We start from the raw sequence: 13946 nt of genomic DNA on the forward strand, positions 1-13946 counted from the left end.
AATTGAAACCTAGTTTTTATGAAACGATACGATAATATCATTCTTGAACAAGATAATGACTTAGCAGTTATCACGATAAATAGACCAAACAAATTAAACGCTTTAAATAGAGAAACCATTCAAGAATTGCATGATGCGTTTGAAAAGGCCGATGCAGACCCTTCAATAAAAGTCATCATTATTACAGGAAGTGGCGAGAAAGCCTTTGTTGCGGGAGCCGATATTAGTGAATTTGCCAATTTTTCGGTTAAAGAAGGCAAAAAACTAGCGGCTAAGGGACAAGAGCTTTTGTTTGATTTTATTGAAAACCTGTCAACACCTGTTATTGCCGCTATAAACGGTTTTGCCCTTGGCGGCGGATTGGAACTGGCTATGGCCTGCCATTTTAGAGTGGCCAGTGATAACGCCAAAATGGGACTGCCCGAAGTCTCACTTGGGGTCATTCCTGGTTATGGTGGCACCCAACGATTGCCAAGTTTGGTTGGTAAAGGCCGCGCCATGGAAATGATCATGACAGCCGGGATGATTGATGCTAATCAGGCACTGGCTTACGGATTGGTGAACCATGTAACCAGTCAAGATGAGTTGTCATCACTTTGTGAAAAAATAGCTAGTAAAATATCACGCAATTCCTCAGTGGCCATTAGTGCGGCCATTAGGGCGATTAATGCAAATTTTGAAGATGGCATTAACGGCTTTGAGGTTGAAATACATGAATTTGGAACCTGTTTTGGAACTAAAGATTTTGTTGAAGGCACTACGGCATTTTTAGAAAAACGAAAAGCTGATTTTCCCGGGAAATAAAATAGGTAGGTTTGTTTAACAGTTTGTTGCTGTTACATATTTTGGCAATAGAGGTTATTGTTTTTTGCGTTTATAAAGAGAATTAACAGATTCTGCAAAAACATGCCATTTCTCTTTATTGCCTTCAATAATAAAAGTTTTAGAGTTTTTGAACAGGGCAGAAACACTTCCTATAATGGTTCCAGAAAGAACCCCAACTGTAACGCCACTGGCTAATTCATCTCCTGAAGAACCACCAGCCCATGTAAATGTTCCACCTGAGGAATCGGTAGGTGGATTTACAGAACCTAGAATCGCTCCGACTAAAACACCAGTAGTAGCACCAATAAGTATGTTGTTACCACCCGAGTGTTTGGTTTTTATTTTACCTATATCTTTTAGATGCAGCTCTTTTAATTTTTTGCTTTTACTTAAAATAATAAGAGAATCATTAATTGAGTAAATATGCCCTTTCCCAATTTTCTTTCCAGCCATGTCAAAAACCCTCACAAACAGATTTTGGGTTTTGTTTTCTTGTGCAGATATACTAATGGATATCAACAAGGTCAATAGTAAAATTAATTTATTCATAAATTACTTTTTAAATTATTGCCAATGTTTTGATTTGGAATGCTTTAACTGCTTGTGTAGGCCGCTAAACGAAGGTATTCTTTTTTTCTTACAATAGCAAGAAGCCCTCTTTTGGTGTTAATAACCCTTTTATATTTTAACATCTTTCAACAAAAATTCTGTGTAATTTTAAGGAGCTTCAATAGGCGTTTCAATCTTAATTTTGCTATAAAATGAATCCAAAACCCATCATAAAAGGACGTGGTGCGCAACATAATGTGCCCAATAAATTCTTTGAACATACCCATGAACTGCGTGATGACTTTTTAGAATACTGTAGAAAAGAAGGTGATGAACCAACATCCAATAAAACGCAGTATTTAAAGGTTTTCCCAAAAACCATAGTCAATAAAGTTGAGAGCCCAGATGTGGGCATGCTCTATTCCATGAACATCTATCAGGGTTGTGAACACGGCTGTGTGTATTGCTATGCCCGAAACAGTCATGAATATTGGGGGTATAGCGCAGGACTTGATTTTGAACGCCGTATTTTAGTAAAAGAAGAAGCCCCACAACTTTTAGAGAACTTTTTAAAAAAGAAAAGTTGGAAAGCGTATCCTATTGTCATGTCTGGCAATACGGATTGTTACCAACCTGCCGAAAAGCAATTTCAATTAACCAGACAATGTTTGGACGTATTTCTTAAGTATAAACATCCGGTAGCCATCATTACCAAAAACAGTTTGATTTTGAGAGATTTGGATATTTTAAAGGCTTTGGCAAAAGACAACTTAATTAAAGTCAATGTATCCATAACCTCACTATCAGAAGAAACCCGCCGGGTTTTAGAACCAAGAACCGCTACCATTAAGAGACGCTTGGAAACCGTCAGGACATTGAGCGAACACGGCATTCCGGTAAACGTGATGTTGGCACCCATTATCCCATCCATTAACAGTCATGAGATTTTGCCGTTGGCCAAAACAGTATCAGAACATGGAGCGCTCTCCATGGCGCATACCATTGTGAGGCTGAATGGCGCGATTGGTGAGATTTTTTCAGAATGGATTAAAAAAGCGATGCCAGATCGGGCAGAAAAAGTATTGCATCAAATAGAAAATTGTCATGGCGGCAGCTTAAATGACAGCCGCTACGGAACCAGAATGCGCGGAGAAGGTAAAATTGCAGAGCAAATAAACGGGTTGGTAAAGATAGCCAAACAGAAGTATTTCAAGGGAAAAGAGATGCCAGCCTTCAATTTGGATTTGCACGAACAAACCAAAACCAATCAATTAAAACTTTTTTCATAAAAAAAGTGAGTACAACGTACTCACTTTTCTAACAAACTAAACTAAATAATACACCATTTATATTGCGATGCTGTACTTTTATAAACTCTAAAACTCGGGGCTAAATTACTGCTAATGCCTATAATTTAAAACATCAATATTGATTACTTTATATGCTATTTTAACCTTCATTGAATATTAACAAAATATTATGTTAAAAAATACCATATATTTTGTGAGTTAACAGAACTGTTAAATAATTGAATTATTATCAATGTCATCACCTATAATGTAATCAAAAAGAATGCTTGACAAAAGCCAATAACAAGGCATATATAGGATTACGGTACCTATCCAAACAAAAGTTAAATTCATGTTTATCATAACGTTGGTGCAAAAATACAATACAGGAAAGTTTAATGCTGCCCATAAAATATGCAGCATGGTTCTTTTGAATTTATAGGTGTTAATGCTATTTAAAAATCCAGATTTTAAATGTTTTTTGGTAAGTGTGTTATTTTGAAATAGGGCTAATATTGTGTCCATAATTACAAGGTTTTATATTTTATTAGATTAAAAAAATTTAAAAAAGGTGAGATAGAATATAGAGCTCACCTTTTTAAACAAACTAAACTAAACTAAGTGTAAGACATCCAATTTTATAATTTGATGTATTCGTAATATGCTCTTCCATTAGAGGAGAGTACAATTTTATAATTTCCTTTTGAAGAAAGCTTATAGGCTTTCTCAATGGTTTTTGTATTCTTGATTTCTTCAGAATACAATAATTCTTCACTTTCATTATAGATCTTTACATTCAAAGGCTCATTGTTTAAAGCCAGTTTGGTTAAATAGATGCAATCGTTTTTTAAAGTAACAAAAGGCTTAAATATTGTAGATTCTTCATTGTTTAGAATCACGTTTTTAGCATCTACCTTAAACGGAATGGATTTGATTTCAATATCTTTCTCCAGTTCAAAAAAGTAATGACCATCTGGGAGTGCTGTTAAATCAAATCCTTTTGAATAGGTTCCATTGGTTTTGATTGTTTCTTTATAGATAATAACACCGTGGCTGTCTTTTATCAATAATTGATTGCCTTGTTTAACATTGTTTAATGTTATTGTGGTTTTATTAATGTTGTTAACTGGGTCTGATGTTAAATTTCCACTTGCATTACTAACTATTGTGGTTAGCATTGCTAAAGCTATTATGTAAGTTTTTTTATTTTTCATGATTTGGTTTCTTTAATATTATGGTACAAATGTATGGCAGATTGTGGCTCTTAAAAACATCAATTTTGGCTAATATATATGTTATTTTAACACCATATTCAATGTTAATTTAATGTTAAGTTAATTTAGGACATATATTAGTTAAAAGAGTATAGTTTTTTAAAGATGCTTTTTTACAATAATAGCCTTAGTATTGATTAATTGGGTTTAACATGAAAAGAGCTTAAATAAAAAAGTGAGCTGTTAAGCTCACTTTCTAAAAATGATTTAAACATTAAAGATTTAAAGGTTAAAGTATTCATAATACGTTCTACCATCAGAATTTAATTCTACTTTATAATGTCCGGGAACATCTTTTAACAGTTTATAGGCTTTACCGATATTTTTAGTGTTTTTGATGGTTTCAGAATAAATCAGCTCATCACTATAATAAATCTTCACCTTTAGAGGTTCTTCCTGTAAAGCCAGTTTATTTACGTAGATATAATTTTCTTTTAACCATACATACGGTTTGTAAATGATTGTCTCCATTGCTTTGTTAAAGACCACTTTATTGGAGGCCACACTAAACGGAATGGACTTAATTTCTAAATCCTTATCCACTTCAAAGAAATAATCCCCGTCAGGTAGTTCGGTCAAATCAAATGCTTTGTTATAATTGCCGGTTACTTTTATTAATTCTTTATAAAGGACAAGTCCGCTATCATCTTTAATTGTTAATTCCTGACCTTTTCTAACATCATTTATTATAACCATCGTTCTGGCAATATCTTTTTCTTTTTTAGGAATAAAAGAAGAACCTTCTTTGGCGTTGCTTAATAATGTACTTAACAGAACGGCTGCTAAAATACTTTTTTTAATTACTGTTTTCATGATTTGGTTTTTTTAACGTTCAACAGTACAAATGTATATTGAAGCTAATCGTTAAAAAACAACCATTTTGGTCAATATATGTGTTATATTAACTGTAAAATTTAAGTTAATAAATCGTTAAGTTAATTTAACATATATTTATGTTAAAAGAATATACTATTTAAAAAAATTATGTTGTAAATTTGTAATAAAAATAAGATGCCTAACAAGAAACCTACATTTGAAAAAGTCAGCCCCGGCTTTGGTTCGTCTTTAATAGTGAAGCAACATACCGAAAAGCGGGAAAACAATTTTGCCTTTTGGCATTTTCATCCAGAATTAGAACTGGTGTATGTCAATAAAGGGAAGGGGAAAAGACACATAGGAAACCATTTATCATACTTTAACAACAGCCAGCTTATATTATTAGGGTCCAATTTGCCACACAATGGATTTACCGATAGACTTACCGCCAATGGCACAGAAACGGTAGTGCAATTTAAACCAGATTTTTTAGGAGATGGATTTTTTAATGCGCCTGAGATGAGTGGCATAGCGTCCTTATTTGAACGCGCCAAAAAGGGAATTTTATTCCGCCCAGAAGCCAAAAAAATTGTGGGTCCTAAAATAGAGACTTTACCAGAACTGGAAGGCTTTGAACGCATTTTAAGATTGTTGGAAGTTCTCAATGACTTGGCCCAAAGTGAAGATTATAGTTTATTGAATGTTGATGGATTTGCTTTTGAGACCAAGCCCCAAGACAGTTCAAAAATTGATATTATCTTTAAATTCGTCAACACCAATTTTCAACGCCATATAAGTTTAGAAGAAATAGCTGATAAGGTGAGCATGACCGTACCGGCCTTTTGTAGATTCTTTAAAAAAGCAACCGGAAAAACCTTTACGGAACTGGTCAACGAATACAGAGTGGTTCATGCTACCAAGTTGTTGAATGAAAGCCAATTGAGTATTGCTGATATTTGTTATGAATGTGGATTTAATAACTTTTCACATTTTAATAAGCAGTTTAACGAAGTGACTGGTAAAAGCGCATCCAACTACCGAAAAGAGATTAAAAAATTCATAGAGCAACAACCTGTTGCCATTTAAGATTGTCCACTCCATTCTTTATAAAATTGCTCTAGAAAGGCTTCCATATAGCGGTGTCTTTCTAAGGCAATCTTATATCCTGTTTTGGTGTTCATTCTGTCTTTTAGCAAGAGCAATTTTTCATAGAAATGGTTGATGGTCGGTGCCGTTGAAGCCTTATATTCTTCCTTGCTCATGTTCAGATTGGGTTTAATATCTGGATTGTAAAGCGGCCTGTTTTTAAAACCACCATAATTAAAACAGCGCGCAATACCTATAGCACCAATAGCGTCCAATCTATCGGCATCTTGGACCACATCTAATTCGGGAGAGTGAAATTTTTGAGCTTCATGACCACCTTTAAAAGAAATGTTTTCAATGATATTAATTACATGTTCAATAACGGTTGAATCTACATTCAATTCCAACAAGAACGTTCGGGCTATTTTTGGGCCAACCGTTTCATCACCATTATGAAATTTGCTATCGGCAATATCATGTAATAAAGCTCCCAGAGCGACCACAAAGGCATCAACGGGTTCACTTTTTGAAATTAGCTTTGCATTGTTGTAAACGCGTTCTATATGAAACCAGTCATGGCCACCTTCGGCATCTGATAATTGCTCTTTAACAAAAGCAATGGTTTTGGTAATCTGTTCTTGTTGGGTCATGCCATAAAAATAAAAATTCCTCTTGAAACAAAAGGAATTGATAGATTATTTATAATGATTGAAATCTATTTTAACGTTGCAGGCTCAACCCACTTAAATTGAAATGAGTTTTCGGGGATTTTCATTCTGTCGGCCAATCGTAACATACGTTCAGGAAGTTTCATGAGGTAATCACGTGCTTTTTCGGCTTCATCAGAGAGACCGGTAATTTTATCAATTTGCCAACGTGCAATAAGTTTTTGAAGAATGTCAACATAATCCCTTGAGGTATAAACGCCAATCCGTTGTGCGGTATTGGAGAATTCTTCAAAAGCAGTACCAATTTTGTCTTCAGATTCCCTTAAAAAATGGGCCGGCATGGTGATTTTTTGTTTCATCATATAATGAAACGCCATCATCATCTGACTGGGATCAACCTTGAAAATACGTTCAACAAACTCTGAATACGCATGGTGGTGACGCATTTCATCGCCCGAAATAATTTTGCACATTTTCCCCAGTTGCTTATTACCGCTTTTTGTGGCAAGTTTGGCAACCCTGTTATGTGAAATATAAGTAGCAAGTTCCTGAAAACTGGTATATACAAAGTTTTTATATGGGTCTCTATCGGTGCCAATATCAAAACCATCAGCAATCAGGTGCTGCGTGGTTTTTTCTATTTCTTTCATATTTACGCGGCCAGATAAATACAAATATTTATTAAGCACATCGCCATGTCTGTTTTCTTCAGCGGTCCAATGGCGAACCCATTTGGCCCAACCGTTTTGGCCACTCACTTGATCAACACCCTCAACATCCATAAGCCATGATTCATAGGTTGGCAAGGCTTCTTCGGTAATCATATCGCCAACTAAAACCACCCAAAAGTCATAGGGTAATTCTTTTGACAAGGCTCTTATTTCTTCAACTTCCTCAAAGAACTTATTACCTTCAGAATTTGGTAAAAAATCTGATGGTTGCCATATTTTATCAATAGGGATGAGGTATTTTTCTATAAGCGATTCAACGTCTTTTTCCAAAAACTGCATGACTTCCAAACGAACATTTTTCAACGACATAAATATATTTTAAGGGTGTATATTGTTTTTTATAGTAGTTTCTATATTACTAATAAGGTTTTCCTTATCTGCAAAGGTAGCCAATTTTATGGGCTTGTGCACGGTAAATGTTAAATGAGCGCCTAAACCCATGGGAAATTTTCCATAACGAAACATTTTCCAAGAGTTATTTATGGAGATAGGAACTATAGTTGCCGATGGGATTTTTTTAAATAATATTTCCAGTCCTTTGGTTTGAAATGGCTTTGGAACACCATTTTTACTTCGGGTTCCTTCTGGAAAAATAACGGCAGCACGTTTTGTTTCTTCTATATACTCTCCAAACTTCATGAGTGCCGGCAATGATTGTCTTGGGTTTTTTCTATCAATTAATGCGGCTCCACCATGACGTAAATTATAAGAGACACTTGGGATACCTTTTCCTAATTCTATTTTACTGATAAATTTTGGATGGTGCTTACGCATGAACCATGTAATAGGATAGATATCATGTAAACTTTGATGATTCGCAACAATAATTAAAGGTTGGTCAGTGTCAATTTTATAAGGGTTTTTAAATGTAAAACGGGTTCCTAAAATAGTGGCACAGCACATGAGGCAAAACTGTAAGGCATCCACACTTTTTTTATGTGCTTGGTAACCAAACACATTAAAACAAACCCATTGTATGGGGTGGAATATGAGTAATGTGGTTAAAAAAAGAATGTTGTAAATAACCGTTAACGGGTATGAAATTATTTTTTCCATGCCCCAAAAATAAGTAAAACTTAGTTTTAATAAATGGCTACACAGGTGTTATTTTCACAGGTTGTACTCACTGGTGGATTTACCATTGCACAATCTGAAACAATACCCCATTTCTGGTTGTAAGCGGCCTCTTTTTTATTATAATTGGCCACTAACGTTTTTAGATTGGCTTCATCTATTGATGTAGAATATATTAAATAACTCCAAGGCCCACCACAAGGTTTGCTGCCAAAAGCTATGAACTTGCATTCGGTGTTTTCGTTACAAACAGAAGTAGATGCTAAATCTTCTATACTTTGCTTAAGACCTGTTAATTCTTGTTGATCTTCTTCAAAAGTTGAGTCTATGTTGTCCTCACATTGAAAGGCTACTAAGGATAAACATAAAGTAAATAGTAAAATAAGTGTTTTTTTCATTGTCTAAACTTTATCTAGTAGATGCTTGAAAGCTTTATAGGTTGCGTAACTAAAATAAAAAAGCCATGATTTTTCATGGCTTTTTTATTGTGAAATTATGTTATTTTTTAACAATGCTCATTGTAGGCGTCCATTAAGTTTTCAGCAATCATTTCTGCTGGCCTTCCTTCAATATGGTGACGCTCTAGCATGTGAACCAATTCGCCATCTTTAAACAAAGCCATACTTGGCGAACTTGGAGGAAATGGAACCATGTGCTTTCTTGCTTGATCAACAGCTTCTCTGTCAACACCTGCAAATACCGTTACAATGTTATCTGGGCGTTTAGCATTTTGCAAACTCATTCTAGCTCCTGGGCGCGCATTGGCTGCAGCACAACCACAAACCGAATTAACCACTATAAGGGTAGTGCCCTCTTTTGCTAATGCCGCATCTACAGCTTCGGCGGTATGTAATTCTTCAAAACCAACTTTGGTCAAATCTTCACGCATTGGTTTTACTAATTCTGCTGGGTACATATTTTTAAATTTTATATAAATAACTATTTAAGGTTACAAAGATACCAATTGTGTAACAAAATCAATGGGCATTCTACTAACAAATATTATATTTGACGATAAACAAAATTTATACTTACATGAGTTTTTCAAAATGGATTGGAGCTGGATTAGGATGGTCTTTTGGAGGGCCAATAGGCGCCATTATTGGGTTGGCACTAGGAAGTGTGGTGGATGCCATGTCAAATGGAAATGCAGTCACATATAGTACACAACAAGCAAGACAGCAAGTACAAACCAGGCCAGGCGACTTTGAGGTGAGCTTACTTATTTTGGCTTCCATCGTGATCAAAGCTGATGGCAAACAGGACCAACGCGAACTGGATTTTGTACGCCAACAATTTGTTGGTATGTACGGTAAAGAACGAGCAAACAATGCCTTTAGGTTGTTTAAGGAAATCAATAAGCAAAAAAATATTTCAACCCGTCAGGTATGTTTACAAATTCGGCAAATGATGGACCATCCGTCACGGTTGCAACTCATTCACTTTTTATTCGGAATTGCCAAAGCCGATGGTTTGGTGACAGAAGATGAGGTAAGTCAAATCCATACCATTTCAGGATATTTAGGAATTGGATTGGGTGATTTTGAAAGTATTAAAGCCATGTTTTTTGATAGTAGCGATAATGCCTATAAAATTTTGGAACTGGATAAAACCGCTACCAATGATGAGATTAAAAAGGCTTACAGAATCATGGCCAAGAAATATCATCCTGATAAAGTAATTCACTTAGGGAAGGAACACCAACAAGGAGCTGAAGAGAAATTTAGACAAGTACAGGCCGCTTATGAACGCTTGCAGAAAGAACGTGGGTTTTAGTTTTTAAATACAATTTCTGACTGTTCTTTACTAACAGTCATTTCAACTGTTCTCCCTAAAATCATGGCCCGATTATCTTTATCATGTCCTGCAGGCATATTAAACGCTATGGGGAAATTGTATTCAGAAAGTGCATCTAAAATCAATTGCTCAACAGAACTGCCCCAATGGGTCGTGTTTTTGCGTAACTTGGTCATATCGCCAACCAAAACACCTTTGCAATGGTCAAAATAACCTGCTCGTTTTAGGCTCTGCATCATGCGGTCAATATGGTATTTATACTCACCAATTTCCTCAATGAACAAAATCTTACCAGAGGTGTCTATACTGGTTTTTGAGCCTAGCATACTGTACAGAATACTTAAATTGCCACCCACCAATTCGCCAGAAACAGATCCAGGTTTATTATAAGTAGAGCCTTTTAAAACATAACGTAAAGGTGTTCCAAAAAGAGCATCTTTAAAGGTTGAAATGGTCTCTTTTATGGTTTCAGGATCATCTTGCAAACTGGTACACATCATTCCGTGTATGGTCTCAAAGCCTTTGTTGTGAAACAGATTGTGCAAGGCCGTAATATCGCTGTAGCCAATCAGCCATTTAGGGTGTTGTTTAAATTTTGAAAAATCGAGTTTATCCAAAATCCGCACGGCACCGTAGCCACCGCGTGCGCACCAAATAGCACTAATGGTTGGATTGTCCATGGCATTTTGAAAATCCTCACAGCGCTCGTCGTCTGTTCCAGCAAAATGATTGTTTTGGCTAAATACGTGCTTGCCAACAACGGCATGCAGCCCCCAACTTTTTAATAGGTCTTTTGCTAGTTGAATTTCATGGGTTCTGTTTTTTAAAATTCCTGAAGGGGCAACTATGGCAATGGTATCTCCTGCTTTTAAATAGGGTGGTTGAATCAATGTATTTGTTTTATGTGACGCGTTATCTTGTGCTGAAAGTTTGGTTGTTCCAAAGAAAAAAACAACACAACATAAGCTTAAAATCAGTGTTTTTCTTGGCATAATGTAAATGTACATTTTTTTTCTAAATCCCTCTCAAATTGCGTACTTTTGTGCCTTCAAAACAGTTAACAATGTCAAATAGATATACCATTACAGCGGCGCTGCCCTATACAAACGGACCTATTCATATTGGCCATTTAGCAGGCGTATATGTGCCTGCTGATATTTATGCCCGTTATTTAAGGTTGAAAGGGAATGACGTCGCTTTTATTTGCGGAAGTGACGAACACGGCGTTCCCATTACCATTAAAGCAAAAAACGAAGGTGTGTCTCCACAGGATATTGTTGATAAATACCATGCCATTATCAAGCAATCATTTGAAGAATTTGGTATTTCGTTTGATAATTATTCACGGACTTCGGCTAAAATACATCACGAAACAGCTTCAGAATTTTTCAAAACCTTACATGATAAAGGCGAATTTATTGAAGAGACCAATGAGCAGCTGTACGATGAAAAAGCCAATCAGTTTTTAGCTGATAGATTTGTGACAGGAACGTGCCCAAAATGTGGCAATGAGGAAGCCTATGGCGATCAATGTGAAAATTGCGGAACCAGTTTAAACGCCACGGATTTAATAAACCCAAAGTCGGCTATCACCGGGAATGTGCCTACCTTAAAACAAACCAAGCATTGGTTTTTGCCATTGGATAAACATGAAGCGTTTTTAAGAAGTTGGATTTTAGAAGGCCATAAAAGTGATTGGAAACCCAATGTGTACGGACAAGTAAAATCATGGATAGATGATGGATTGCGTCCACGAGCAGTGACCCGCGATTTAGATTGGGGAATTCCGGTTCCCGTTGAAGGAGCAGAAGGCAAAGTGTTGTATGTATGGTTTGATGCACCAATTGGCTATATATCGTCCACCAAAGAATGGGCCAAGCGCGTTGGTAAAGACTGGGAACCCTATTGGAAAGATAAAGACACCAAGTTGATTCACTTTATTGGAAAGGATAATATTGTGTTCCACTGTATTATTTTTCCAGCCATGTTACAAGCAGAAGGTTCTTATATTTTACCGGATAATGTGCCGGCCAATGAGTTTTTAAATTTAGAAGGCAATAAACTATCCACGTCCAAAAACTGGGCGGTTTGGTTACCAGAGTATTTGATTGATTTCCCTAATCAGCAAGATGTCTTGCGTTATGCCTTAACGGCCAATGCGCCAGAAGCCAAGGACAACGATTTTACCTGGAAGGATTTTCAAGCACGAAACAATAATGAGTTGGTAGCTATTTTTGGAAATTTTATTAACCGTGTGGTGGTGTTGACCAATAAATATTACAACAGCATTGTTCCAACACCCCATGATTTTTCCAAAATAGATGAAGAAACGTTAGCGGCAGTTAAAACCTATCCAAATGTGATTTCAAGTTCCATAGAACGCTATCGGTTTAGGGAAGCCCAACAGGAATTGATGAATTTAGCTCGATTGGGCAATAAGTATTTAGCCGATGAAGAACCTTGGAAAGTTATTAAGGTTGATGAAGCCCGCGTTCAAACCATAATGTATATTGCCCTGCAAATTGCATCGGCTTTAGCGACGTTAAGTGAACCGTTTTTACCGTTTACCTCAGGAAAACTGAAACATATATTAAAAGTCAGTTCGAGTGATTCGACAACGGAGAATCGTATCGAGAAATCTTGGAATGACATTGCAACAAAAAGCGTTTTAATGCCTTCAGGCCATCAAATTGGCCAAGCGGAGTTACTGTTTTCAAAAATTGAAGATGAGGCCATTCAAGAGCAAATAGACAAATTGGTTGCCAGTAAAAAAGCAAACGAAGCCGCCAATAAAACGGTTGATCCACAAAAAGACACCATAACATTTGATGATTTTTCCAAATTGGATATTCGAGTTGGAACGATACTGGAGGCCGAAAAAATGCCCAAAGCCAAAAAACTATTGGTCTTGAAAGTTGATACAGGTATAGATGTACGCACCATTGTATCAGGTATTGCGGAGAGTTTTACGGCTGAAGAGGTGGTTGGGAAAAAAGTAACGGTGTTGGTTAATTTAGCACCAAGGGCTCTTCGCGGGGTAGAAAGCCAGGGCATGATTTTAATGACCGAAAATGAAGAAGGCAAATTGGTATTTGTTAATCCTGATGATACGTCTGTAGCCAACGGTTTGAAGATTAGTTAACGTTTAAAAAACGGTCTGTTTTTTGTGGTTGTCTCTATTAAATAATTCAAAAGATATTATGAAACTATTTATACTTAGCTTGTTTGTAGTACTTGTATTTTTTACTAGTTGCAAATGTTTGAAAAGCCAAACTTCTTCAGTTGACGGAAAAGAAATCACAAAATCAGAAGCTGAAATTGTAAACAGTTCTATTAAAGACACAAAATGGAAACTTGTAAAACTTATGGGGAAAGATGTAAGCGATAAAAATGCATATATCCTTTTCTCATCTGAAGAGAACAAAGTCTATGGAAATACAAGTTGTAATAATTTTAATGGATTATACGAATTAAATACTGGCAATCAAATTAAGCTTTCTAAAATAGCAGCAACTTTAATGGCATGCCCAGATATGATAGTTGAGAATGAGTTTATGGAAATTTTAAAAAAAGTAGATAACTATTCCATTAACGGCAAATCTATGACACTTAGTAAGGCCAGAATGGCACCAATGGCCGTTTTTGTCGCTTCAGAATTTTAAATTGAAGCGATATAAATTAATGAGATAATTGTATAATTTAAATCATCAAAAATCTTAAATATCATATTTTCCGTATATCATTATACAGCGATAATCAAAAAAATAAATATTGGTATTCTATAACATAAGATTTGAATCTTGTAAGTAGAATACATGTTATTCGCTTAGTTTTGTT

Annotated in this window: 16 protein-coding genes; 6 read left to right on the plus strand and 10 right to left on the minus strand. The window is 35.8% G+C overall.

Features of this window, described 5'->3' with window-relative positions; genetic code table 11:
- The first annotated feature begins 18 nt into the window (after window positions 1-18).
- Window positions 19-804: an enoyl-CoA hydratase/isomerase family protein gene (locus tag IEW94_RS13705; protein WP_188654037.1), complete on the plus strand. Its 786-nt coding sequence runs from the start codon at window positions 19-21 to the stop codon at window positions 802-804.
- 54 nt (window positions 805-858) lie between these two features.
- On the opposite strand, the gene IEW94_RS13710 is transcribed toward IEW94_RS13705, so the two are convergent.
- Window positions 859-1374 (minus strand): hypothetical protein, encoded by a 516-nt coding sequence (locus IEW94_RS13710; protein ID WP_188654039.1) that lies wholly within the window; start codon window positions 1372-1374, stop codon window positions 859-861.
- Window positions 1375-1586: 212 nt separating this feature from the next.
- On the opposite strand from IEW94_RS13710, the gene IEW94_RS13715 reads away from it, so the two are divergent.
- Window positions 1587-2663, plus strand: a complete 1077-nt coding sequence (locus IEW94_RS13715; RefSeq protein WP_188654041.1) for a PA0069 family radical SAM protein — start codon at window positions 1587-1589, stop codon at window positions 2661-2663.
- Window positions 2664-2894: 231 nt separating this feature from the next.
- Here IEW94_RS13715 and IEW94_RS13720 read toward each other — a convergent pair whose 3' ends face one another.
- The 3 genes from IEW94_RS13720 to IEW94_RS13730 form a co-directional block, all read right to left on the minus strand.
- Window positions 2895-3188 (minus strand): hypothetical protein, encoded by a 294-nt coding sequence (locus IEW94_RS13720; RefSeq protein WP_188654043.1) that lies wholly within the window; start codon window positions 3186-3188, stop codon window positions 2895-2897.
- Between the two features lie 113 nt (window positions 3189-3301).
- Complete coding sequence (locus tag IEW94_RS13725; RefSeq protein ID WP_188654045.1) at window positions 3302-3877, minus strand: T9SS type A sorting domain-containing protein; 576 nt, start codon at window positions 3875-3877, stop codon at window positions 3302-3304.
- Between the two features lie 282 nt (window positions 3878-4159).
- Window positions 4160-4750, minus strand: coding sequence for a hypothetical protein (locus tag IEW94_RS13730; protein ID WP_188654047.1), 591 nt, complete (start codon window positions 4748-4750; stop codon window positions 4160-4162).
- A 198-nt stretch (window positions 4751-4948) separates the two neighbouring features.
- On the opposite strand from IEW94_RS13730, the gene IEW94_RS13735 reads away from it, so the two are divergent.
- Entirely contained in the window at window positions 4949-5839 is an 891-nt protein-coding gene (locus tag IEW94_RS13735; protein ID WP_188654049.1) for an AraC family transcriptional regulator, read from the plus strand.
- On the opposite strand, the gene IEW94_RS13740 is transcribed toward IEW94_RS13735, so the two are convergent.
- The 5 genes from IEW94_RS13740 to IEW94_RS13760 form a co-directional block, all read right to left on the minus strand.
- A complete protein-coding gene (locus IEW94_RS13740) occupies window positions 5836-6489 on the minus strand; it encodes an HD domain-containing protein (protein WP_188654050.1) in 654 nt (217 codons plus the stop codon). The two genes, IEW94_RS13735 and IEW94_RS13740, sit on opposite strands and share 4 nt — an antisense overlap.
- A gap of 65 nt (window positions 6490-6554) precedes the next feature.
- Complete coding sequence (locus IEW94_RS13745; RefSeq protein WP_188654052.1) at window positions 6555-7547, minus strand: acyl-ACP desaturase; 993 nt, start codon at window positions 7545-7547, stop codon at window positions 6555-6557.
- Between the two features lie 9 nt (window positions 7548-7556).
- On the minus strand, window positions 7557-8294 hold the full coding sequence (locus tag IEW94_RS13750) for a lysophospholipid acyltransferase family protein (protein WP_188654054.1): 738 nt from the start codon (window positions 8292-8294) through the stop codon (window positions 7557-7559).
- A gap of 26 nt (window positions 8295-8320) precedes the next feature.
- The gene (locus IEW94_RS13755) at window positions 8321-8710 is read right to left on the minus strand and encodes a hypothetical protein (protein ID WP_188654056.1); all 390 of its coding nucleotides are present in this window, start codon (window positions 8708-8710) and stop codon (window positions 8321-8323) included.
- A gap of 107 nt (window positions 8711-8817) precedes the next feature.
- The gene (locus tag IEW94_RS13760) at window positions 8818-9228 is read right to left on the minus strand and encodes a BrxA/BrxB family bacilliredoxin (RefSeq protein WP_188654058.1); all 411 of its coding nucleotides are present in this window, start codon (window positions 9226-9228) and stop codon (window positions 8818-8820) included.
- Window positions 9229-9347: 119 nt separating this feature from the next.
- On the opposite strand from IEW94_RS13760, the gene IEW94_RS13765 reads away from it, so the two are divergent.
- On the plus strand, window positions 9348-10088 hold the full coding sequence (locus tag IEW94_RS13765) for a TerB family tellurite resistance protein (RefSeq protein ID WP_188654060.1): 741 nt from the start codon (window positions 9348-9350) through the stop codon (window positions 10086-10088).
- On the opposite strand, the gene IEW94_RS13770 is transcribed toward IEW94_RS13765, so the two are convergent.
- Window positions 10085-11116, minus strand: coding sequence for a S66 peptidase family protein (locus tag IEW94_RS13770; protein WP_229669532.1), 1032 nt, complete (start codon window positions 11114-11116; stop codon window positions 10085-10087). The genes IEW94_RS13765 and IEW94_RS13770 overlap by 4 nt on opposite strands.
- Window positions 11117-11172: 56 nt before the next feature.
- On the opposite strand from IEW94_RS13770, the gene metG reads away from it, so the two are divergent.
- Both metG and IEW94_RS13780 read left to right on the plus strand, forming a co-directional pair.
- Complete coding sequence (gene metG, locus IEW94_RS13775; RefSeq protein ID WP_188654067.1) at window positions 11173-13251, plus strand: methionine--tRNA ligase; 2079 nt, start codon at window positions 11173-11175, stop codon at window positions 13249-13251.
- Between the two features lie 58 nt (window positions 13252-13309).
- Complete coding sequence (locus IEW94_RS13780) at window positions 13310-13771, plus strand: META domain-containing protein (protein WP_194446401.1); 462 nt, start codon at window positions 13310-13312, stop codon at window positions 13769-13771.
- Window positions 13772-13946 lie beyond the last annotated feature (175 nt).

Source organism: Yeosuana aromativorans (assembly GCF_014646655.1).
GTDB lineage: Bacteria > Bacteroidota > Bacteroidia > Flavobacteriales > Flavobacteriaceae > Yeosuana > Yeosuana aromativorans.